Raw genomic sequence first — 21,347 nt, 5'->3', positions numbered from 1 at the left:
GTTGTCATTGACCGAGACCTGTCATGGCGGACTCTCGCCAGTGCAGTGGAACCGCCAGCGCCGCCCTACCGGGGCAGACCAGGGCGAATCTCAGGGACTTCCGAGTTGCTTTGTCGACTTAACGGCTACGCGTCGACCCCGGGGCGCGGCTGCGCCCCGGGGTGGGTGTGACAGATTCTGACCGTTCAGCGCTCGCGCGTGCGCGCGTAATGACGGGAGGCCTTCGCCCGGTTTCCGCAGGCGGCCATCGAGCACCAGCGCCGGGTGCCGTTGCGCGAGACGTCGTAGAACCGCAGGACGCAGCTCTCCGAGGCGCACTTGCGGATCCGGTCGGGCGCGGAGCCCAGCAGGTCGAGGTAGTTGCGCGCCGCCGTCCAGGCGGGCCCCCAGGCCGGGTCGGCGAACTCGGCGCGCTCGCCCGGCCCCTCGGCGGTCAGGGTGGCGCGGATGCGGCCGTGCTCCAGGACGGCGTCCACCAGGGAGCGGGCCGTCGGGTCGGCCGGGTCGGCGACGGCGCGGGCCAGCGACTCGCGGGCGGTCAGCAGGTGGATCAGGGTCGGGGCGTCAGCGCGGAAACGCCCCGACAGTCCGGTGGACTCCAGCCAGACGGCGACCCCCTCGACCCGGGTCAGTCCGGCGGCGCCCGCGAAGAGGTCGAGCGGCTCGCCGTCCACCACCCAGCGCGTGTTGAGCAGGTCGAGCGCCACCGGCTCCCCGGTCAGGGGTCGTGGGTCCGCCGCCGTCATGTCCGTCTCCTCGTGTCGCTAACCCCTCAAGAGTACGTGAGCGGTTGACGCCCTCACCTCTAACCTCTAATCTCGAAATAGAAGGTTAGTCATCCCGGCCGGGAACGGCCACGAGGAAGGGATCTCCATGACCACTCCCATCGGCAGCCTGCGCACCGGACACGTCGGTCTGGGCGTCACCGACCTGGACCGCTCGCTCGCGTTCTACCGCGACGCCCTCGGCTTCACCGTCCTCGGCGAAGGCAAGGAGGAGGGGCGCCGCTTCGCCTTCCTCGGCCAGGACGGCGAGCTCCTGCTCACCCTCTGGCAGCAGGCCGGCGAGGGGTACGACCCGGCCACGGCCGGACTGCACCACCTGGCGTTCTCGGCCGGCGCGATCGAGGAGGTGCGGGAGTACGAGGCGCGGCTGCGCGGCCTCGGCGTCGACTTCGCCTACGAGGGCGTCGTCGCCCACGGCGAGGGCGCGGCCTCCGGCGGCATCTTCTTCCACGACCCCGACGGCATCCGCCTGGAGATCTCGGTCCCGGCCGGCGCCGAAGGGGCACCCGTACCCACCGCGTCCGTGCCGACCTGCGGGTTCTTCTGATGTCCGGCTACCACTGGGGCTCGCTCGCCGTGCAGGAGCAGCTCGGCGTGCGCGATCTCGCGGAGCACGTGGGCCGCTCGATCGGCACGGGGATCAAGGACGTCGCCGCGGCCTTCCTCGGCCTCCAGCCCCACCTGGTCGTCGGCGCCGCCGACGCGCAGGGCCGGATGTGGGCCTCGCTGCTCACCGGCGCTCCCGGCTTCGTACGGGCCACCGGGCCGGACCGGATCACGGTCACGGGCGGTCTACCGGCGGGCGACCCGCTCGCCGGGGCGCTGGCCACGGCCGGGACCCGGGTGGGGACCATCGCGCTCGACCCGAGGACCCGGCGCCGGATGCGGCTGAACGGGACCCTGGAGGTGACCGGGCGGGGCTTCGCGGTCCGGGCCGAGCAGGTCTTCGCCAACTGCCCCAAGTACCTGCAGAAGCGCAGCCCGCTCCGGCTCGTCGCCGAGGGCGACGGTGTGGTGCGGCGCGGCGCCGGGCTGAGCGCCGGCGCTCAGCGGGCGGTCGCCGCCGCCGACACCTTCTTCGTCGCCACCGCGCAGGACGGGGGCGGGGCCGACGCAAGTCACCGCGGCGGCCTGCCGGGCTTCGTGCAGGTGCTGTCGCCGGTGGAGCTGGCCTGGCCGGACTACCCGGGCAACGCCATGTTCCTGACCTTGGGGAACCTGACGGCCGACCCCAGGGCCGGGCTGCTCTTCCCCGACTGGGAGAGCGGGGCGGTGCTCCAGCTCAGCGGCCGGGCCCGCACCGAGTTCGGGGCCGACGGGAGCCGTACAGTCCGCTTCCAGGTGGAATCGGCCGTCGAGAGCCTGCATCCGGGGCGGCTGCTGTGGAGCACGCCGCAGTACTCGCCGGCGAATCCTGCGCTGCCGCAGCCGGTGCCCCGGCCGCTGCCTCACCGGGGCAGCACCACCAGGTAGGCGGCGGGTTCGCGGTCGCCGGAGGCCGTCAGGGCGGTCCGTACGACCGCGGCCTGCTGCTCGGGCCAGTCGCGGAGCTTGCGCGGGGTGATGTGGATGACGGTGACCCCGAGCCGCTCCAGGGTCTCCCGCTTGCGGACCGACTCCGACCACTGCTCGTCCTCGCCCTGCCGCGGGGCCCGGGTGTCGATCTCCACGGCGACGGCCTGCTCGGGCCAGTAGGCGTCCACCCCGCCGAGGTGCGGGCCGCCGGGCAGCCGCAGGTCCACGTTCCAGACGGGCTCGGGGAGTTCGTAGCCCCGTACGAGGTGGTACAGCCGGTCCTCGGCCATGGCCCGGCCCTCCGCGAGGAGGGACTCCACGGCGTCGACCACGTGCGGCCGGTTCAGCAGCCGGGCCACCGTCAGCTCCCGCACCACGGCAGCCGGTTCGCAGTGCCCGCCGCGCACGGCCTCGCTGAGCAGGCGGCGGACCGTGCCGGCGTCCGAGAGCTGCCCGACGGCGTCGGCCACGGCCCGCGCCACCGGCGCCACCGGCAGCCCGGTCACCTCCTGGGACCGGGGCGGGGTGTGCGAGCGGACGATCCGTACGCCGCCCGCGGACCGCAGCCGCCGGGTGCCGGGGACCAGGACGTCGATCTGCGGGAGGGCGAGCAGCGCGGGCGCGGAGGCGAACCGGTACAGCGCGAGGGCCGCCAGCCCCGTGATCATGGCCTCGCCCCCGCGGCGCCCCGCGTACAGCAGCGCCGCGTGCAGCCGCTCCTCGCTGGTCGCGGGCCCGGAGTGGAGCAGGAACACCCCGGGCAGGATCTGCTGCCAGGGCCGCTCGGCGGCGTCGGAGGCGGTCACGCCGTGCTCGCGCAGCTGGGCCAGGGTCAGCACGCGGGGGCGGCTACCGGTGAGGTGGGCGAGGGGGAGGGGTGCGTTGTGGTTCATGACGCGGTGATTCCCTCAGGCCATGGCCTTGCTAACCCCTGTTACACGCCCGTCGACAAACCCGGACAAGCTGGGGCTAAAGTACGGGCGTTCGACTGCCGATAGGCTGCCCCGAACGCCCCGTCGAACAGCGCCGGACACCCCTTGGGGCATACGGCCGCGGGGCCCGGCCCGGACCCCCGGCGCGGGCCGGGGGAGCGTGGGCCGGGCCCCGCCGGGGCCGTGCCGCGTCAGGCCGAGGCCGCCCGGTCGCAGTCCTGGGCGCGCAGCGCGCGCGCCAGGTCGTCGCGGGACTCCAGGACCAGGCGGCGCAGGGCCGGCGCCGCGTCCGCCCGGGCGGCCAGCCACGCGTCGGTCGCCGCCACGGTGGACCGGTCGTCCTGGAACGCCGGGTACAGCCCCCGCACCACGTCCATCCCGATCTGGATCGACCGCTCCGCCCAGATCCGCTCGATCACCTCGAAGTAGCGGTCCCGGTACGGTGCCAGCAGGGCCCGCTGCGAGGACTGCTGCATGCCCGCGATCGTCGCCTCCACCAGCGCGTTCGACAGGCTGTCGGATTCGACCACCGCCGCCCAGGCCTGGTCCTTGACCGCCGCCGAGGGCCGCGCCGCCAGGCAGCGCACCTGGTGCCGCTTGCCCGAAGCCGTGTCGTCGCGCGCCAGTTCGGCGTGCAGCGCGTCCTCGTCCACCGCCCCGTGGGCGGCCAGCGGCAGCAGGAAGTCCCAGCGCAGCTCCTGGTCCACCTCCAGTCCGTCGATCCGCGCGGATCCCTCCAGCAGACCCAGCAGCAGCTGGAAGTCGCCCTCGGTCGCCGCGCACGCGGCGAAGAAGCGGGCCCACGTCAGCTGGTGCTCCGAACCGGGCGCCGCCAGCCGCAGCTCGTGCAGGGCGCCCGCCGCCAGCTCCCGGCCGCCCTGCTCGCGCGCGTCCGGCGCCGAGTAGCGGGTCACGGCCGTCTGCGCCTGGGCGTGCAGCATCTGCAGGACGCCGACGTCCGTCTCCCGGCCCGCGTGCGCCAGCAGCAGCGAGAGGAAGTCGCGCGCGGGCATCAGCCCGTCCCGCGTCAGGTTCCACAGCGCCGACCAGCTCAGGGCCCGGGCGAGCGGGTCCGTCAGGTCGCCCAGGTGCGCCCGCAGCGTGGCGAGCGAGCCCTCGTCGAACCGCATCTTGCAGTAGGTCAGGTCCTCGTCGTTGACCAGGATCAGGTCGGGCCGGTCCTGCCCCGCCAGCTCCCCGATCACGGTCCGGGCGCCCGCCACGTCGGCCCCGGCCCGCGCGTAGCGGAGCAGGGTGCCGTCGGTCTCCAGCCGGTACAGGCCGACCGCGACCCGGTGCGGGCGCAGCTCGTCGCCCTCCTGGAGCACGGCCAGCTCGGTCACCCGGCCGCCCGCGTCATAGGTGACCTGCGGCGTCAGCACGTTCACGCCCGCCGTCTGGAGCCAGGCCCGCGACCATTCGGCCATGTCCCGGCCGGAGACCTCGCCGAGCACCGACAGCAGGTCGTCCAGCGTCGTGTTCCCGTACGCGTGGGCCTTGAAGTAGCGCCGCGCGCCCTCCAGGAAGGCCTCCCGGCCCACGTAGGCGACCAGCTGCTTGAGCACCGAGGCGCCCTTGGCGTACGTGATCCCGTCGAAGTTCAGCTTCGCGTCCTCCAGGTCACGGATGTCGGCCGTGATGGGGTGGGTGGACGGCAGCTGGTCGGCGCGGTAGGCCCAGGCCTTGCGGTTGTTGGCGAAGGTCACCCACGCCTGGTCGAAGCGGGTGGCCTCGACCAGCCCGAAGGACCCCATGAAGTCGGCGAAGGACTCCTTCAGCCACAGGTCGTCCCACCACTTCATGGTGACCAGGTCGCCGAACCACATGTGCGCCATCTCGTGCAGGATGACGTTCGCGCGCCGCTCGTACGAGGCCTGCGTGACCTTCCCGCGGAAGATGTACTCCTCGCGGAAGGTCACCATCCCCGGGTTCTCCATCGCACCCAGGTTGTACTCCGGCACGAAGGCCTGGTCGTACTTGCCGAAGGGGTACGGGTAGTCGAAGATCTCGTGGAAGAGGTCGAAGCCCTGCTTGGTGACCAGGAAGACGTCGTCCGCGTCGAAGTGCTTCGCGAGACCCTTGCGGCACATCGCGCCCAGCGGGATCGTCAGGTCCCCGCGCGTGTAGGAGTCGGTCACGTAGTGGTAGGGCCCCGCCACGACGCAGGTGATGTAGGTCGAGATCGGCTCGGTCTCGGCGAAGCGCCGGACACCGCCCTCCTGCGACTCCTGCGCGCCGTTGCTCCACACGTGCCAGTCCTCGGGCGCGTTCACCTCGAAGCGGTAGGGCGCCTTGAGGTCGGGCTGCTCGAAGTTCGCGTAGACCCGCCGGGCGTCCGCCGGCTCGTACTGGGTGTAGAGGTAGACCTCGCCGTCCTCCGGGTCCACGAAGCGGTGCATGCCCTCGCCGGTCCGGCTGTACGCGCAGTTCGCGTCCACCACCAGGACGTTCTCGGCGGCCAGGCCGTCCAGGGCGACGCGGGCGCCGTCGAAGACCTCGGCCGGGTCCAGCACGCGCCCGTTGAGGGTCACGGAGTTCACCGACGGGGCGATCAGGTCCGCGAAGGTGGCGGAACCGGGGGTCGTGGCCCGGAAGCGGATGGTCGTCACCGAGCGGAAGGTCCTGGGACCCTCGGCCGGTTCGGCCTCGTCCACGGCGGACCTCAGGTCGAGGACCACCTCGTACCCGTCGACGGACAGCAGCTCGGCCCTCGTGCGGGCCTCGTCGCGGGACAGATTCTCTCCGGGCACGTGCACTCCTTCGTGCGTGATCGTGTTCTTCGGACGAATCCTCCCACGGGGGGAATGTGTGCGACCCGGCTCTGGTTGGCGACGGGGAACGGGATGCAGTCAGGCCCTTGTTTCCGGCACGAGTACTGAGGAGAGACATGAGCGACACCCAGGTGCGCGAGAAGACCCCCGTCGACTTCTGGTTCGACCCGCTCTGCCCCTGGGCCTGGATGACCTCCCGCTGGATGGTCGAGGTCGAGAAGGTCCGCGACGTCGAGGTCCGCTGGCACGTGATGAGCCTGGCCGTACTCAACGAGAACAAGCTCGACGAACTGCCCGAGACCTACCGCGAGCTGCTCGGCCCCAAGGGCTGGGCCCCCGTACGCGTGGTCGTGGCGGCCCAGCAGAAGCACGGCGACGAGATCACCGGCAAGCTCTACACCGCTCTCGGCACGAAGATCCACAACGAGGGCCAGGGCCCGACGCGCGAGGTCATCGCCGCCGCTCTGGACGAGGTCGGCCTGCCGGCCGAGCTGCTCGCGTACGCCGACTCCGACGAGTACGACGAGGTCCTGCGCGCCTCCCACAACAACGGCATAGACCGCGTCGGCCAGGAGGTTGGCACCCCGGTCATCTCCGTGCCCGGCGCCGACGGCGACGACGTGGCCTTCTTCGGCCCCGTGGTCACCCCCACCCCGCGCGGCGAGGCCGCGGCCCGGCTGTGGGACGGCACCCTGCTCGTGGCCGCCACCCCGGGGTTCTACGAGATCAAGCGCACCCGCACCAAGGGCCCGTCCTTCGAGTAGCCCGCGAGCGCCGGCCGGTCCGGCAGGACGCAGAAGGCCCCCGGGAGTCATGTCCTCCCGGGGGCCTTCTGGTGGACACGCCCGCTGGTGAAGGTTGAGAAGACGATCACGAGGCGGACGGGTTCGGGGTGCTGATCAGGCCTTGTTCGCGGGGATCAGCAGCGGGGTGTTCGCCTTGGCGTCGGCGTAGCGCTTGGCCACGTCCTGCCAGTTGACGACATTCCACATCGCCTCGATGAAGTCCACCTTCTGGTTCTTGTACTGCAGGTAGAAGGCGTGCTCCCAGGCGTCGAAGACCAGGACCGGCACGGAGGCCTGGCCCACGTTGCCCTGGTGGTCGTAGACCTGCTCGACGATCAGACGGCCGCTGATGGGCTCGTACGCGAGCACGCCCCAGCCGGAGCCCTGCGTGGCGGAGGCCGCGAAGGTCAGCTGCTTCTTGAAGGCGGCGAAGGAGCCGAAGGACTCGGTGATCGCGGCCGGGAGGTCGCCCAGGCCGTCCTTCTCGTCCGGGATGCCGCCGCCGTCACCGGTCTTCGGGCTGGCCATGTTGTGCCAGTAGATGCTGTGGAGGATGTGGCCGGAGAGGTGGAACGCGAGGTTCTTCTCCAGGCCGTTCAGCGCGCCCCAGTTCTCCTTGTCGCGCGCCTCCTCCAGCTGCTCCAGCGTGTTGTTGGCGCCCGTGACGTAGGCCGCGTGGTGCTTGTCGTGGTGCAGTTCGATGATCTGCGGGTTGATCACCGGCTCGAGCGCCGCGTAGTCGTAAGGAAGCTCAGGAAGCGTGTAGATGGCCATGCGTGTGTCCGGTCCCCTCGGCGTGCCAACTGCTTATTGCAATCAATGCGCAACTGCACGCTAGCAGTAGCTATTCCCCTGTGCATGTAAGGGTCACCTCTCTTGTGGCGCCCTACGGAACGACGGAGGCCGGGTCCGTGCGATCGCACGGACCCGGCCTCCGGGAAGCTGGACTGACGCGGGCTCAGACCTTCGGGCGCGCCGCCGCCCGGCGCTGCATCACGTAGCCCGTGACCGCGAGGGCGATGGTCAGGCCGCCGGTGAACAGGACCTGGACGCGGGTGTCCTCGTCCAGGGCCATCAACGCCAGGACGCCGCCGACCCCGGCCAGCGCCACCCAGGTCAGGTACGGGAAGCCCCACATCTTCACGACCAGCTTCCCGGGGGCCTCGCGCTCGGTGCGCCGGCGCAGCACGAACTGCGAGACGGCGATGAAGCCCCAGACGACGAGGATGACCCCGCCGACCATGTTCAGCAGCCAGGCGAACAGGGTGTCCGGGTACCAGTACGACAGCAGCACGGTCACGAAGCCGAAGCCGGAGGAGGCGAGCACCGCGCGGCGCGGGACCCCGCGCGTGACCTTGCCCAGGGCCTTGGGGCCCTGGCCGCGGGCGACGAGGGAGTAGGCCATCCGCGAGGAGCCGTAGATGTTGGCGTTCATGGCCGACAGCAGGGCGATCAGGATGACCACGTTCATGATCTCGCCGGCCGCCGGGATGCCGAGGTGGTCCAGGGTCGCGGCGTAGGGGCCGTCCTCCGTGACCGCCGGGTCGTTCCACGGCAGCAGGGTGACGATGACCAGCATGGAGCCGACGTAGACGATCGCGATCCGCCACATCGTGGTGCGCACGGCCTTGGCCACGCCCTGGACGGGGTTGTCGGACTCGGCGGCCGCGATGGTCACCGTCTCCAGGCCGCCGTACGCGACGACCGAGGCCAGCAGTCCGACCAGCAGGCCGTCCACGCCCTTGGGCAGGAAGCCGCCGTCGTGCAGCAGGTTGGCCGTGCCGGGGGAGGAGGTGCCGGGCAGCAGCCCCATGAGGGCCAGGACGCCCAGGCCCAGGAAGAGCGCGATGGCGCCGATCTTGAGGGCGGCGAACCAGAACTCGAACTCGCCGAAGCGCGAGACGGCGCCCAGGTTGGACCCGCAGAACACCGCCATGAAGACCAGCACCCACATCCACGAGGGGGTGCCCGGGAACCAGCCCGTCATGATGTGCGCCGCGCCGATGGCCTCGATCGCCACGCCCACGCACAGCAGGGTCCAGAACATCCAGCCCGCCGTGAACCCGGCCCAGGGGCCGACGGCCCGCTCCGCGTGCACCGAGAAGGAGCCGGAGGCGGGGTTCGCGGCGGACATCTCGCCGAGCATCCGCATCACGAACATCACGAGCAGCCCGGACGCCGCGTAGGCGAGCACGATCGAGGGGCCCGCGGCCGCGATCCCGGCCCCGGAGCCCACGAAGAGCCCGGCGCCGATGACCCCGCCGAGGGCGATCATCGAGAGGTGGCGCTGCTTGAGGCCGTTCCCGAGGGGGGAACCGGTGCCGCCGGGCGGCGGTGCCTGCTGCTGGTGGGGTGCGATCGTGCTCTGGCTCATGCGGGCCAGTCTCTCCATCGTCCGATAGTCGGACGTTTTGCGTCCGGTATTCGGACGCGCTCTTCACGGATCGTGATCGCACCCCTCCCCGACGTCAGGGGGCCGGGGTCGTGCCCTGCCCCTGCTTCCCGCTGCGGCGCTCCCGCAGTTCGCGCAGCCCCGCCACCGCGAGGACCAGCGCTGCCGCGCCGGTGGACCACAGCAGCTGCGGCCGCGCGGAGTCGTCGAACAGCATCAGGACCAGCACCGTCGCCATCCCGATCAGCGCCGTCCAGGTGAGGTACGGGAACAGCCACATCGGCAGCGTCAGCCGCTCCGGCATCTCCCGCTCGATGACCCGGCGCAGCTTCAGCTGCGAGACGGCGATCAGCGCCCACACGAAGAGCAGCACCGCCCCGACCGCGTTCAGCATGTAGAGGAAGATCGTGTCCGGCCACAGCAGGTTCAGCACCACCGACACGAAGCCGAAGGCGACCGACGCGAAGACCGCCCGGCGCGGCACCCCGCCGCCCGAGACCTTCAGCAGCGCCTGGGGCGCCTCACGGCGCTCGGCCAGCGAGAACACGATGCGCGAGGACCCGTACAGGTTCGCGTTGAGCGCCGACAGCAGGGCCACGAACACCACGATGTTCATGATCTGGCCGGCTCCCGGGATGCCGATGGAGTCCAGCACGGCCACGTACGGGCTCTCGCCCGGCTCCAGCGAGTCCCACGGCAGCAGGGTGACGATGACCAGCATCGAGCCGACGTAGAAGAAGAGGATGCGCCACACCGCGCTGCGCACGGCGCGGGCCACGGAGCGGGCCGGGTCCTGCGATTCCGCGGCCGCGATGGTGACGACCTCCAGGCCGCCGAAGGCGAAGACGACCGCGAGCATGCCGGCGACGACCCCGCCGATGCCCGCCGGGAAGAAGCCGCCCTGGCCCGTCAGGTTGGTCAGGCCCACCGGATCGGTGTCGGGGAGCAGGCCGAAGACCGCCAGGGTGCCCAGGATCAGGAAGAGCACGATCGCGCCCACCTTGAGGGCGGCGAACCAGAACTCGAACTCGCCGAAGTTCTTCACGGCGGCCAGGTTGCTCACGGTGAAGACCACCATGAAGATCAGCACCCAGACCCACTGGTCGACCGAGGGCAGCCAGCCGTTGGCGATCTTGGCGGCGCCGGTGGCCTCCACGGCGAGCACCACGACCAGCAGGAACCAGTACAGCCAGCCCGCGGTGAAACCGGCCCAGCGGCCCAGCGCCTTCTCCGCGTACACGGAGAAGGAACCGGAGGCGGGCATCGCGGCGGACATCTCGCCGAGCGCCCGCATGACCAGCATCGCGAGGACGCCCGCGAGCAGGTACGAGCAGATGATCGCGGGACCGGCGATGCCGATGCCGGCGCCCGAGCCGACGAAGAGCCCGGCGCCGATGACGCCGCCGAGGCCCAGCATGGTCAGGTGGCGCTGCTTGAGACCGTGGCTCAGTGGCTCCTCGGGCAGGTCGGACGTCAAGGGAGAAGCTTCTGGCTGGCGGTTGGGCATGAGGGGCGCTCGTACTCTCGTTCGGCCCAGCGGCGGTGGGGGCTCCGCATCAGGATTGGCGGGACCCTACAGTCTCACTGGGTAGCGGCCTTCCGTGCAAAACGGACGTGCTGTCGGATCTTCCCCGTGACGCGCATCACGCTGTCGCGGTCGGGGCGGGGGTCTTTGTCCGGTCCCCACCAAACCGGGGAGTATGCCTTTGTGCCGGGCAACTGTGGGGAGGCGGCGGACCGCGGACTAACGTCGGTGATCGTCCCGTCACCACCACCCCCCGGAGCCTTCGATGAGCACCGCTTCCGTCTCCTTCCGGCCCGGCGCCGTCCTCGCCGACCTGCTGCCCGCGAGCCGCGTCCGCGACATCGCGCTCGTCGCCGGCGGAGCCGCGCTGACCGGTCTGGCCGCGCAGATCGCCGTGCCCGTTCCGGGCTCCCCGGTCCCGGTCACCGGCCAGACCTTCGCGGCGCTGCTCGTCGGAACCGCCTTCGGCGCCCGCCGCGGCTTCCTCGCGCTGGCCCTGTACGCCCTCCTCGGCTCGGCCGGCCTGCCGTGGTTCGCGAACGGCACCTCCGGTGCGGGCGGCGCCTCCTTCGGCTACGTGCTCGGCATGCTGCTCGCCGCCACCGTCGCCGGAGCCCTCGCGCAGCGCGGCGCCGACCGCTCGGTCCTGCGGACCGCGGGCACCATGGTGCTGGGCTCCGCCGTGATCTACGCGGTGGGCGTGCCGTACCTGATGGCCGTCACGGGGATGTCCCTGGGCGCGGCCGTCGCGGCCGGCCTGGTCCCGTTCCTGATCGGCGACGCGATCAAGGCCGCCCTGGCCATGGGCGCGCTGCCGGCCGCCTGGAAGCTGGCCGGCCGCCGGGGCTGAGCCCGCGTACCCGAGCACAGCAGCCCCCGGACCGCGAGCGGTGGTCCGGGGGCTGCTGCCGTTCACGGGCGGGCGGTTCAGACGCGGGCCGCGGCCTTGCGGCGCATGTCGCGCACCACGCCGATGGCCAGCACGACGGCCGCCACCAGCAGGGACAGCAGGACGACCTGGCGGTTGTCCTTGTCGTAGACCATGTAGCCCAGAACGAAGGTGATCATCGCAGCAGTGGCCCAGGTCAGGTACGGGAAGAGCCACATCTTGACGGTGAGCTTCTCCGGCGCCTCGCGGACCAGGATCTTGCGCATCCGCAGCTGGGTCAGGCAGATGACCAGCCACACGAAGAGCGCGATGGCGCCCGAGGAGTTCAGCAGGAAGCTGAAGACGGTGTCCTTGAAGGCGTAGTTGAAGTAGACGGCGACGAAGCCGAACACCACGGAGCCCAGGATCGCGGCCGTCGGGACGCCCTTCTTGTTGACCTTGGCGAAGGCCTTGGGCGCGTCGCCGCGCTCACCGAGGGAGAAGGCCATGCGCGAGGCCGTGTAGAGGCCGGAGTTCAGGCAGGACAGCACGGCCGTCAGGACGATCACGTTCATGATCTGGCCGGCGTGCGCGATGCCGATGGAGTCCAGGGCGGCGACGTAGGAGCCCTTGTCGACGATCGACTGGTCGTTCCACGGCAGCAGGGTCAGCACGATGAAGATCGAGCCGAGGTAGAAGATGCCGATGCGCCAGATCACCGAGTTGGTGGCCTTGGTGACCGCGCGGCGCGGGTCCTCGGACTCGCCGGCGGCCAGCGTGACGATCTCGGAGCCCATGAAGGAGAAGACGACCATCAGCACACCGGTGAGGATCGAGCCCCAGCCGTTGGGCATGAACCCGCCGGTGTCGGTGAGGTGGGCGAAGCCCGCGCCGGGGTTGTCCGAGCCCGGCAGCACGCCGAAGACGGCCAGCATGCCGATGACGACGAACGCGCCGATGGCGACGACCTTGATGCCCGCGAACCAGAACTCGAACTCGCCGTACGAGGCGACCGAGCCGAGGTTGGTGACGGTCAGGACCGCCATCACGATGAGCGCCCAGGCCCACTGCGGGACGGCCGGGACCCAGCCTTCGAGGATCACCGCTCCGGCGGTGGCCTCCACGGCGAGCACGACGACCCAGAAGAACCAGTAGAGCCAGCCGATGGAGAAGCCGGCCCAGCGGCCGAGCGCCCGGTCGGCGTAGGCGGAGAAGGACCCGGAGTTCGGGCTGGCGGCAGCCATCTCGCCGAGCATCCGCATCACGAAGACGACCATCGCGCCGACGAGTGCGTACGAGACGAGGATGGCGGGGCCGGCCTTGGCGATGCCGCCGCCGGAACCGACGAAGAGACCGGCGCCGATGACACCGCCAATGGCGATCATGGACAGGTGGCGGTTCTTGAGACCGGCCTTCAGACCGTCGGAAGGCTGACCGTCACCGGGGTTACCGGTGGGGTCGCCTGCCTTCTGAAGGGTCGTCGTGGAGCTCATGGACGGATCCTTAGGTTCTCGGGTTGCGAGCCCCGGCATTCAAACCTGAGATGAACGCAGGACGGAAGACCTCAATCCGGATCGTTGCGTACGGACGAACGTCCAGGACCTTGGTCCTGCGGTGTCCCATCTGCGTTCTTTGGGTTTACTTGAGCTTTAGAAGTGATTTACACGACACCCGCTGCGGGCCCACGGGCGCCCTCGTGCCACACTCGACCCATGCGCGTGTACCTCGGATCCGACCATGCAGGCTTTGAGCTCAAGAACCACCTCGTGGACTGGCTCAAGAACAACGGCCACGAGCCCGTCGACTGCGGGCCCCACATCTACGACGCCGTGGACGACTACCCGCCGTTCTGCCTGCGCGCCGCGCAGAAGACCGCCGACGACGCCGACAGTCTCGGCATCGTGATCGGCGGCTCCGGCAACGGGGAGCAGATCGCCGCGAACAAGGTCAAGGGCGTCCGCGCCATCCTCGCCTGGAGCGTGGAGACCGCGAAGCTCGGCCGCGAGCACAACAACGCCAACGTGATCTCCGTCGGCGGCCGCATGCACACCCAGGACGAGGCCGTCTCCTTCATCGAGGCCTTCCTGGCGACCCCGTACTCCGGCGAGGAGCGCCACACCCGCCGCATCGAGATGCTCTCGGCCTACGAGCAGACCGGCGAGCTCCCCCCGATCCCCGCCCACCACCCGCAGGGCTGATTCCGTCCGGCCGTGCCCCCGGGGACCCCCCCCGGGGCACGGCCGTTTTTTGATTTCCGAGGAGAACAGCCGTGCCCGAGGGGCATACGATCCACCGCCTCGCCGAGGACCACCTCCACCGGTTCGCCGGGCAGGAGGCCGCCGTCAGCAGCCCCCAGGGCCGGTTCGCCGAGAGCGCCGCCCTGCTCGACGGGCGGGTCCTGGACTCCGTCGACGCCCACGGCAAGCACCTCTTCCTCGGCTTCCGGGAGAGCGGCTGGATCCACATCCACCTCGGTCTCTTCGGCAAGTACGCGCTCGCCGCCGCCCCGGCCCCGCCGCCCACGGACACCGTCCGGCTGCGCCTGGCCAACGAAGCCCACTACTCCGACCTGCGCGGCCCGACCACCTGCGCGTGGATCACCGACGAGGAGAAGCGGGCGGTGCACGAGCGCCTCGGCCCCGACCCGCTGCGCCCGGACGACGACCCCGGCCGGGCCTGGGCCCGGATCTCCCGCTCCCGCACCACGGTCGCCGCCCTGCTCATGGACCAGAAGGTCGTGGCGGGCGTCGGCAACGTCTACCGCGCCGAGGTCCTCTTCCGGCACGGCATCGACCCGTACCGGCTCGGCAAGGACCTCGTCCGCGCCGAATGGGACGCCATGTGGCTCGACCTGGCCGCCCTGATGCGCGAGGGCGTCCGGAACAACCGCATCGACACCGTCCGCGACGAGCACCTGCCCGAGGCCATGGGCCGCCCGCCGCGGGTGGACGACCACGGCGGCGAGGTGTACGTCTACCGCCGGGCGAACCTGCCCTGCCACATCTGCGGGGGCGAGATCCGCACCGCCGGACTCGCCGCGCGCAACCTCTTCTGGTGCCCGGCCTGCCAGGCCCGCTGAGCGGCCCGGCGGCCGTTCCGCACCGCCGCTGACCCGCGCCCCGCTCGTAGGGGGCTGCGGCCGACCTGCGCCGCCGCTCCTCAGAAGCCGTGCGGCAGCCAGGGGGCCACGTCCCCCGCGAAGGCCCGCGAGGCCTGCGCCAGCGCGCCCGGGCGCAGCTCGCGCACCCGGCCGGCCGCCGCCAGCGAACTCAGGCCGACCCCGCCCAGGTAGGCCGCGCCCAGCTCCCGTACCGACAGCGCCAGCTCCGCCGGGTCCTCGGTCCGCGTGCAGGAGGCCTCCCCGGCCGCGCTTTTGGCCCCCGGCCCGGCGGTCAGCCGCCAGCGCCCCGCGTTCCACGGGCAGAAGGCGTCCTCCACCTCCAGGACCACGTCCACCGGGGACCCGTACGTCCGGGCGGTGAGCGCCGCCGGCAGGTCCACGAGCCGTACGTGCAGCGAGTCGCGGAATCCCGGCCGCGACCGCCGCACGTCACTGACCAGGTGCAGCAGCGGATCGTCCACCGGCCGCCTGGAGGCCCGTACGGTCCATGTCAGGTCGATGGAGAACAGGTAGCGCCACAGCGCGGCCGTCGCCGCCGGATCCAGCGCGTCCAGGTCCTCGACCACGACCTTCCCCTCCGAACCGGACGGGGCCCAGTCCGGCTTCACCCGGTAGCGGGCGTACCCCGCCGGCTCCCCGTCCGCCCGCTCGGCGACCACGCACTTCAGCGGGGAGGCGCCCTCCCGGTCCTCGGGCGGATCCGTGACGGCCTGCCGCTCCCAGCCCGGCTGCCGGGCCGGCATCCCCGGCCGCCGGCCGACCAGCTCGGCGTACACCCGCTCGCAGTCGGGCAGCGCCTTCTCGGGGTCCACGAGCCGCAGCCGCAGCTCGTCCGTCCCCGGCGGCACGCTCAGCCGTACGCGGGTGGTGTCGACCTCCACGGAAAGGGCGTAGGTGGCCGTGCCGTAGCCGAAGCGCCCGTAGATCGCCGGATCCGAGGCCGTCAGCACCGCGAGCGGCTCGCCCCGCTCGCGGACGTCGTCCAGCTGACGCCGCATCATCGAACTGAGCACCCCGCGGCGCCGGTGCGTCGGCGCGACGCCCACCATCGTCACCCCGGCCGCCGGCACCAGCGCCCCGCCCGGCACCGAGAGGCGGAAACTGAACGCCGAGGCGGAACCCACGCAGTCCCCGCCGTCCCAGACAGCGAGGGAGCGCTCGGGCTCCGTCAGTGACCGGAACAGTTCGCGCCCCTGAGGGGACTCGGCCACACCACCGAACGCCAGTTCCAGGTGATCGAACCAGGCATCCCACTCGTTCAGTCGCAAAACGCGCATCTCAAGAGTCATGCGGTCATCCTCACCCGGGCATTCCACCGCGGTCGAAGGGTTTTCGGGCGGCAAAGTGCCCGAGGTCCAGGGGTACCCCTGCGCATCCACAGCCAGGATGGATAGGGTCCCGATGCAATGGCCGGAGCACGCGTGGAATCCCTCATGGCCCGGATGCGCATGCTGTCGCACCGGGGCCGCACCGCCCTGCGCAAATCAGCCGTCGACTACTTCCGCGGCGACGGCTCCGACTGGATCGCGTTCGGCGGACTGCTCCTCACCGTCCCCGCCATCGCCTGCGGCACCCTCATGCTGCCGGTCTGGTTCTCGCCCTCCGCGCTCGTCCTGCCGATCGTGGCCGGCGGACTCCTGCTGCGCCCCGCGAGCCTCCTCGCCCTCTACGCCGCCTCCGCGGCCGCACTGATCGTCGAGGCCCTCGTCCTCGGCCCGTACACGATGGGCCCGGCCCGCGTCACCCCCGGCACCGTCCTGGTCGTCGCGGCCTGCGGATTCTTCGGACTGGTCATCGCCCAGTTCCGCAGCCGCGTCGGCGTGCCCTGGCGGCGCGGCGGCACCATGCTCTTCGACCTGCGCGAACGCATCCGCGTGCAGAGCAAGCTGCCCGCCCTGCCGCGCGGCTGGCACCGCGAGATGGCCCTGCGCCCGGCCGGCGGCCAGTCCTTCTCCGGCGACTTCGTGGTCGCAGCCCGGACGAACGGCGGCCGCACCCTGGAGATCGTCCTGACCGACGTCTCCGGCAAGGGCATGGAAGCAGGCTCCCGGGCCCTGCTGCTGTCCGGCGCTTTCGGCGGGCTCCTCGGCGCCCTGCCACCGCACGGATTCCTGCCCGCCGCCAACGGCTACCTGCTCCGCCAGGACTGGGACGAGGGCTTCGCCACCTCCATCCACCTCGTCCTCGACCTGGAGACCGGGGACTACGAACTCCTCTCCGCGGGCCACCTGCCCGCACTCCAGCGCTCCGCGGGCACCGGCCGCTGGCAGGAGAAGACCGGCGAGGGACCGCTCCTCGGCGTCTACGACGGGGCCGAGTTCACCGCCGCCCGCGGCAACCTGCGCCGCGGCGACGTCCTGATGCTCTTCACCGACGGCCTCGTCGAGACCGCCGACCGCGAGATCAGCGAGGGCATCGACCGCCTCACCGGCGAAGCCGACCGCTACGTGGCCTCCGGCTGGGACGGCGCTGCCTGGCACCTGATCGAGAAGGTCGCCAAGGACGTCAACGACGACCGCGCCCTGCTCCTCATCCGCCGCTCGCCCTGACCCCTCGCCCTGACCCCTCGCCCTGACCCCACCGGGAGGCGGGCCACCCCTGGTGGGGTTTACCCCACCGCGTACCCGCCAGCTTCCGCCATGTCCCCGCCCACCTGCCGGTCCGTAGCGTCGAACCCGTCACCGCACCACCGCGGCGGACGGCGCACGACAGCGGACGACAGCACGGAAGGCGGCACACCATGGGGCTCCGGCGGAGCAGGCGGCGGCACGAGGAGACCCCGGCGGCGCAGGCGTACGACACCACCGCGGCCGTGGAACTGAGCGGGGTCCGGCGCCGGTACGGGCGCGGAGCCGCCACCGTGCACGCCCTGCGCGGGATCGACCTCAGCCTGCCGCGCGGCAGCTTCACCGCCGTCATGGGACCCTCCGGTTCCGGCAAGTCCACCTTCCTCCAGTGCGCCGCCGGACTCGACCTGCCCACCGAGGGCTCCGTACGCCTCGGCGGCACCGAGATCACCGGCATGAACGAGAACGAACTCACCGAACTCCGCCGCAGCCGCCTCGGCTTCGTCTTCCAGGCCTTCAACCTGCTGCCCTCCCTCACCGTCGAGCAGAACGTGCTGCTCCCGATGCGGCTCGCCGGCGGCCGCGCCGCCTCCCGGGGCCAAGGCCGCGCCACGGACCTGCTCGCCCGGGTCGGCCTCGAAGGCAAGGGCCGCCGCCGCCCCGCCGAACTCTCCGGCGGACAGCAGCAGCGCGTCGCCATCGCCCGCGCGCTCGTCACCCGCCCCGACGTGGTCTTCGCCGACGAACCCACCGGCGCCCTCGACACCACCACCGCCGCCGAGGTCCTCGCGCTCCTGCGCGACGCCGTCGACTCGATGGACGCCACCGTCGTCATGGTCACCCACGACCCCGTCGCCGCCTCCCACGCCGACCAGGTCCTCTACCTCGCCGACGGGCTCATCGCGGACCGGCTGCCCCGCAGCTCCGCCGCGGCCGTGGCCGCCCGGATGGCCGCCCTCACCACCCGCCCCGCCGCGGCCCCCGCCTCCGCCTCCGCCGGGGTGGCGGCCTGATGTCCCTGCGCCCCAACGGCCTCGCCCGCGCCGCGGTACGGCTGCGCCCCGCCGCGTTCGCCGGGACCTTCGTCGCCCTGCTCATGACCGTCGCCATCGTCTCCGCCTGCGGCATCCTCCTGGAGAGCGGGCTGCGCGCGGGCGTCCCGCCCACCCGCTACGCCGCCGTCCCCGTCGTCATCGCCGCCGACCAGCAGATCCACCTGCGCTCCGGCAGCGGCGAGGGCTCCTACGAGGTCTCGGCGCGGGTCCCCGAACGGGCCCGCGTCGACGCCGCCCTGCTGGAGCAACTGGCCCCGCTGGGCCGCGCCGTACCCGACGTGGTGTTCCCCGTGCGCGACGCCGCGGGCAACACCTCCGAGGCGAGCGGCTGGGGCTCCACCGCCTTCACCGGTACGCAGCTCAGTACGGGCCGCGCACCCGGCGCGGGCGAGGTGGTCCTCGGCGGCCCGGCCCGCGGCGAGGCCCGCGTCACCCTGGACACCCCCGTCGGCCCGCGCGAGTTCCGCGTGACGGGCCACACCGAAACCCCGGGCACCTGGTTCTCCGACCCCGAAGCCCGCACCCTCTCGGGCCACCCCACCACCCTGGACGCCATAGCCCTCCTCCCGCAGACCGGGCCCGCCGGCTCCGTCTCGCCCGAGCGGCTCGCCGCCTCCGCCGAGGCCGTCGTCGCCGGCCGGGCCGAGGTGCTCACCGGGGACGACCGGGCCCTGGACCCGCAGCTGCACGGGGCCAAGGAACTGCTCACCGCCCTCGGCGGGTCCTTCGGCGGCACCGCCACCCTCGTCGCCGTCTTCACCGCCGCCGGGACGGTCGCCCTCTCCGTCGGGCAGCGCTCCCGCGAGTTCGCGCTGCTGCGCGCCGTCGGAGCCACCCCGCGCCAGATCCGCCGCACCATCGCCACCGAGGCCCTCCTCGTCGCACCCGTCGCCGGAGCCCTCGGCTGCCTGCCCGGATACGCCCTCGCCTCCTGGTGGTTCGGCCAACTCAAGGCCAAGGGAGCCGTCCCCGCCGCCGTCGAACTCTCCGTCTCCTGGATCCCGCTGCTCAGCGCCGTCGGCATCGGCCTCGCCACCGCCCTGCTCGCCGGCTGGGCCGCCGCCCGCAGGCCCGCCCGCATCCGCCCCGGCCAGGCCCTCGCCGCCGCCGCGGTGGAACGCGTCCGCCCCGGCTGGGTCCGTACCCCCCTCGGCCTCGCCGCCCTGGCCGGCGGAGCCGCCTGCGCCGCTCTCGCCGCCACCGGCAGCGGCGCCGACGCCGCCGACGCCTCCCTCGGCGTCGTCATGCTCTTCATGCTGGCCGTGGCCCTCCTCGGACCGCTGATCGCCCGCGCCTGCGCCACCGTCCTCGGACTCCCCATGCGCCTGGGCGGCGGCCCCTCCGGCGCACTGGCCGCCGCCAACTCCCGGGCCCACGCCCGCCGCCTCGCCTCCGCGATCACCCCGATCGTCCTCGCCATGGCCTTCTCCTCGACCCTGGTCTTCCTCCACACCAGCGAGGACCGCGCCGCGCGCCTGCAACAGGAGAGCGGGCTGCTGGCCGACCGCATCGTCACCGCGCCGCCCTCCGACGCCGCCACCCGGCCCCTGCCCGCCGGAGCGACCGCCGCCGTGGCCGTCACCCGTACGTCCGTGGTCGCCGTCCTCGGCTCCGGCTCCGACCGCTGGCTCCAGAGCGCCTCCGCCCAGGCCGTCACCGGCTCGGGCGCCGACCTCGCACAGGTCCAGGACCTCGGCGTCCGCGAAGGCAGCCTCGCCGCCCTGCGCCCCGGCACCGTCGCCGTCGACCGCACCCTCGCCGACTCCGCGAAGGCGGGCCTCGGCGACCGGCTGCACCTGCACCTGCCCGACGGCACCGCGGCCGCACCCGAGATCGTCGCCGTCTACACCCGCGGCCTCGGCCTCGGCGAGCTCACCCTCCCCGCCGCCGACCTCGCCGGCCGCACCACCTCCGGGACGCCCACCGAACTCCTGGTCCGCGGCGACCCGCCCGCCCTCGCGGCCCTCGCCGGCCTCGGCCCGGTGACCGACCGGCAGGGCTGGACCACCGCCCAGGACGCCGGCCGCGAGCTCAACGCCTGGGCCAACACCACCATGGCGGCCGTCCTCGGCGGCTTCGCGGCCGTCGCCGCCGCGAACACCCTGGTGATGACCGTCCTGGACCGCCGCCGCGAACTGCAGATGCTGCGCCTCATCGGCTCCACCCGCCGCCAGGTCCTGCGGATGCTCCGCTGGGAGGCCCTGCTGATCACCGGCGCGGGACTCGCCCTCGGCTCCGCGATCGCCCTGGCCACCCTGTTCCCGCTGACCCGGGCGCTGACCGGCGAAGCCCCGTACGTGCCCCCGGTCCTCTACGGGTCCTTCGTGGCCGCAGGGCTCCTGCTGGGCCTGGCCGCCACCGGCCTCCCGGCCCGCCGCGCCCTGCACCCGGCCCGCTCCTGATCAGGGCCTGGACGGCTCCCGCGACGGCTCCCGCCACGGCCCGATCCCCAACTGCCCGGTGTTGCCGAGGTCGACGGGCCGGGTCAGCGGGAGCACCAGGCGCGGAGCACCCGGCTTCGGCGTCACCTCCAGCACCCAGCCCTCCACCGCGGGCACGGTCACGTCCGTGACCCGGTTGCGCCACACCAGCGCCATCGACGCGGCCTGCCCCGGCTTCAGCTCCACCCGCCGGGCGGGGGCGTCCACGGCCGGGACCTCGGAGGTGATCGGCGCCGAACCGTGCCCGACCGACACCTCCACCGGACGCCGCTCCTTGTCGAGCAGCCGGACCTCCGGGAAGCCCTCCAGCACGTAGTCGCCCGTACCGCAGTTGACGAGCCGGTACCCCTCCACCCGCAGCCCCATCGCGGCGTCCCCGTCCGCCTCCACGAGCCGCACCCCGCCCTCGGGGCACTCCTGCCACGACGGCTCCGCCGACGGCCGCCCGGACGCGGCAGGAGCAGGGCCGACGGTCCGCGGCGCCCGCGCGACGGGCCCGGGCGCGGCCTCCGGCGGGGGCGGCACATCACACCCCGTCAACACCCCCAGAACCACCAAGCCCCCGAACCCCGCCCGCCCCCACCCAAGTC

Annotated in this window: 18 protein-coding genes; 9 read left to right on the top strand and 9 right to left on the bottom strand. The window is 72.6% G+C overall.

Annotated elements, in window-relative coordinates; translation table 11 throughout:
• Window positions 1-185: 185 nt before the first annotated feature.
• Entirely contained in the window at window positions 186-746 is a 561-nt protein-coding gene (locus IO30_RS0134665; RefSeq protein WP_031149784.1) for a CGNR zinc finger domain-containing protein, read from the bottom strand.
• 127 nt (window positions 747-873) lie between these two features.
• On the opposite strand from IO30_RS0134665, the gene IO30_RS0134660 reads away from it, so the two are divergent.
• Window positions 874-1,332 carry a VOC family protein gene (locus IO30_RS0134660; protein WP_031149783.1) on the top strand — a complete coding sequence of 153 codons (459 nt, stop codon included), beginning with the start codon at window positions 874-876 and terminating at the stop codon, window positions 1,330-1,332.
• The gene (locus IO30_RS0134655; RefSeq protein WP_031149781.1) at window positions 1,332-2,258 is read left to right on the top strand and encodes a pyridoxamine 5'-phosphate oxidase family protein; all 927 of its coding nucleotides are present in this window, start codon (window positions 1,332-1,334) and stop codon (window positions 2,256-2,258) included. Before IO30_RS0134660 ends, IO30_RS0134655 begins: the two co-directional genes overlap by 1 nt.
• Here IO30_RS0134655 and IO30_RS0134650 read toward each other — a convergent pair.
• Both IO30_RS0134650 and pepN read right to left on the bottom strand, forming a co-directional pair.
• Entirely contained in the window at window positions 2,234-3,193 is a 960-nt protein-coding gene (locus IO30_RS0134650; RefSeq protein ID WP_031149779.1) for a hypothetical protein, read from the bottom strand. The two genes, IO30_RS0134655 and IO30_RS0134650, sit on opposite strands and share 25 nt — an antisense overlap.
• Before the next feature lie 230 nt (window positions 3,194-3,423).
• Entirely contained in the window at window positions 3,424-5,982 is a 2,559-nt protein-coding gene (gene pepN, locus IO30_RS0134645; RefSeq protein ID WP_031149777.1) for an aminopeptidase N, read from the bottom strand.
• A gap of 137 nt (window positions 5,983-6,119) precedes the next feature.
• Here pepN and IO30_RS0134640 point away from each other — a divergent pair, with 137 nt between their 5' ends.
• Window positions 6,120-6,767: a mycothiol-dependent nitroreductase Rv2466c family protein gene (locus IO30_RS0134640; RefSeq protein WP_031149776.1), complete on the top strand. Its 648-nt coding sequence runs from the start codon at window positions 6,120-6,122 to the stop codon at window positions 6,765-6,767.
• 135 nt (window positions 6,768-6,902) lie between these two features.
• Here the strand turns inward: IO30_RS0134640 and IO30_RS0134635 are convergent, their stop codons facing one another.
• The 3 genes from IO30_RS0134635 to IO30_RS0134625 form a co-directional block, all read right to left on the bottom strand.
• Window positions 6,903-7,562, bottom strand: coding sequence for a superoxide dismutase (locus tag IO30_RS0134635; RefSeq protein ID WP_031149774.1), 660 nt, complete (start codon window positions 7,560-7,562; stop codon window positions 6,903-6,905).
• A gap of 184 nt (window positions 7,563-7,746) precedes the next feature.
• Window positions 7,747-9,162, bottom strand: coding sequence for an amino acid permease (locus tag IO30_RS0134630; protein WP_031149772.1), 1,416 nt, complete (start codon window positions 9,160-9,162; stop codon window positions 7,747-7,749).
• A 94-nt stretch (window positions 9,163-9,256) separates the two neighbouring features.
• Window positions 9,257-10,687 carry an amino acid permease gene (locus IO30_RS0134625; RefSeq protein WP_037896044.1) on the bottom strand — a complete coding sequence of 477 codons (1,431 nt, stop codon included), beginning with the start codon at window positions 10,685-10,687 and terminating at the stop codon, window positions 9,257-9,259.
• Window positions 10,688-10,970: 283 nt separating this feature from the next.
• On the opposite strand from IO30_RS0134625, the gene IO30_RS0134620 reads away from it, so the two are divergent.
• Window positions 10,971-11,555, top strand: coding sequence for a biotin transporter BioY (locus tag IO30_RS0134620; protein ID WP_031149768.1), 585 nt, complete (start codon window positions 10,971-10,973; stop codon window positions 11,553-11,555).
• 77 nt (window positions 11,556-11,632) lie between these two features.
• Here IO30_RS0134620 and IO30_RS0134615 read toward each other — a convergent pair whose 3' ends face one another.
• A complete protein-coding gene (locus IO30_RS0134615) occupies window positions 11,633-13,066 on the bottom strand; it encodes an amino acid permease (RefSeq protein ID WP_031149766.1) in 1,434 nt (477 codons plus the stop codon).
• A 219-nt stretch (window positions 13,067-13,285) separates the two neighbouring features.
• Here IO30_RS0134615 and IO30_RS0134610 point away from each other — a divergent pair, with 219 nt between their 5' ends.
• Entirely contained in the window at window positions 13,286-13,771 is a 486-nt protein-coding gene (locus IO30_RS0134610) for a ribose-5-phosphate isomerase (RefSeq protein ID WP_031149764.1), read from the top strand.
• A 71-nt stretch (window positions 13,772-13,842) separates the two neighbouring features.
• Entirely contained in the window at window positions 13,843-14,652 is an 810-nt protein-coding gene (locus IO30_RS0134605; RefSeq protein ID WP_031149762.1) for an Fpg/Nei family DNA glycosylase, read from the top strand.
• 80 nt (window positions 14,653-14,732) lie between these two features.
• Here the strand turns inward: IO30_RS0134605 and IO30_RS0134600 are convergent, their stop codons facing one another.
• On the bottom strand, window positions 14,733-15,983 hold the full coding sequence (locus IO30_RS0134600) for a GNAT family N-acetyltransferase (RefSeq protein ID WP_031149760.1): 1,251 nt from the start codon (window positions 15,981-15,983) through the stop codon (window positions 14,733-14,735).
• Between the two features lie 117 nt (window positions 15,984-16,100).
• Here IO30_RS0134600 and IO30_RS0134595 point away from each other — a divergent pair, with 117 nt between their 5' ends.
• From IO30_RS0134595 to IO30_RS0134585, 3 genes are all read left to right on the top strand, one after another.
• The gene (locus IO30_RS0134595; RefSeq protein WP_031149758.1) at window positions 16,101-17,243 is read left to right on the top strand and encodes a PP2C family protein-serine/threonine phosphatase; all 1,143 of its coding nucleotides are present in this window, start codon (window positions 16,101-16,103) and stop codon (window positions 17,241-17,243) included.
• A 191-nt stretch (window positions 17,244-17,434) separates the two neighbouring features.
• Complete coding sequence (locus tag IO30_RS0134590; protein ID WP_031149756.1) at window positions 17,435-18,274, top strand: ABC transporter ATP-binding protein; 840 nt, start codon at window positions 17,435-17,437, stop codon at window positions 18,272-18,274.
• Window positions 18,274-20,718, top strand: coding sequence for an ABC transporter permease (locus IO30_RS0134585; RefSeq protein ID WP_031149754.1), 2,445 nt, complete (start codon window positions 18,274-18,276; stop codon window positions 20,716-20,718). The genes IO30_RS0134590 and IO30_RS0134585 overlap by 1 nt, the downstream gene beginning before the upstream one ends.
• Here IO30_RS0134585 and IO30_RS41390 read toward each other — a convergent pair whose 3' ends face one another.
• Window positions 20,719-21,282: a DUF4232 domain-containing protein gene (locus IO30_RS41390; RefSeq protein WP_157853439.1), complete on the bottom strand. Its 564-nt coding sequence runs from the start codon at window positions 21,280-21,282 to the stop codon at window positions 20,719-20,721.
• Window positions 21,283-21,347: the final 65 nt, after the last annotated feature.

Source organism: Streptomyces xanthophaeus (assembly GCF_000725805.1).
Lineage (GTDB): Bacteria > Actinomycetota > Actinomycetes > Streptomycetales > Streptomycetaceae > Streptomyces > Streptomyces xanthophaeus.
The sequence above is the reverse complement of the archived record's forward strand: the minus strand, read 5'-3'. Positions and strand labels throughout refer to the sequence as shown.

What these genes read in the sequence shown, in the direction of transcription:
- IO30_RS0134665 (WP_031149784.1), bottom strand. Translation starts at nt 746, where the DNA reads ATGACGGCGGCGGACCCACGACCCCTGACCGGGGAGCCGGTGGCGCTC.
- IO30_RS0134660 (WP_031149783.1), top strand. Translation starts at nt 874, where the DNA reads ATGACCACTCCCATCGGCAGCCTGCGCACCGGACACGTCGGTCTGGGC.
- IO30_RS0134655 (WP_031149781.1), top strand. Translation starts at nt 1,332, where the DNA reads ATGTCCGGCTACCACTGGGGCTCGCTCGCCGTGCAGGAGCAGCTCGGC.
- IO30_RS0134650 (WP_031149779.1), bottom strand. Translation starts at nt 3,193, where the DNA reads ATGAACCACAACGCACCCCTCCCCCTCGCCCACCTCACCGGTAGCCGC.
- IO30_RS0134640 (WP_031149776.1), top strand. Translation starts at nt 6,120, where the DNA reads ATGAGCGACACCCAGGTGCGCGAGAAGACCCCCGTCGACTTCTGGTTC.
- IO30_RS0134635 (WP_031149774.1), bottom strand. Translation starts at nt 7,562, where the DNA reads ATGGCCATCTACACGCTTCCTGAGCTTCCTTACGACTACGCGGCGCTC.
- IO30_RS0134630 (WP_031149772.1), bottom strand. Translation starts at nt 9,162, where the DNA reads ATGAGCCAGAGCACGATCGCACCCCACCAGCAGCAGGCACCGCCGCCC.
- IO30_RS0134625 (WP_037896044.1), bottom strand. Translation starts at nt 10,687, where the DNA reads ATGCCCAACCGCCAGCCAGAAGCTTCTCCCTTGACGTCCGACCTGCCC.
- IO30_RS0134620 (WP_031149768.1), top strand. Translation starts at nt 10,971, where the DNA reads ATGAGCACCGCTTCCGTCTCCTTCCGGCCCGGCGCCGTCCTCGCCGAC.
- IO30_RS0134615 (WP_031149766.1), bottom strand. Translation starts at nt 13,066, where the DNA reads ATGAGCTCCACGACGACCCTTCAGAAGGCAGGCGACCCCACCGGTAAC.
- IO30_RS0134610 (WP_031149764.1), top strand. Translation starts at nt 13,286, where the DNA reads ATGCGCGTGTACCTCGGATCCGACCATGCAGGCTTTGAGCTCAAGAAC.
- IO30_RS0134600 (WP_031149760.1), bottom strand. Translation starts at nt 15,983, where the DNA reads ATGACTCTTGAGATGCGCGTTTTGCGACTGAACGAGTGGGATGCCTGG.
- IO30_RS0134595 (WP_031149758.1), top strand. Translation starts at nt 16,101, where the DNA reads ATGGCCGGAGCACGCGTGGAATCCCTCATGGCCCGGATGCGCATGCTG.
- IO30_RS0134590 (WP_031149756.1), top strand. Translation starts at nt 17,435, where the DNA reads ATGGGGCTCCGGCGGAGCAGGCGGCGGCACGAGGAGACCCCGGCGGCG.
- IO30_RS0134585 (WP_031149754.1), top strand. Translation starts at nt 18,274, where the DNA reads ATGTCCCTGCGCCCCAACGGCCTCGCCCGCGCCGCGGTACGGCTGCGC.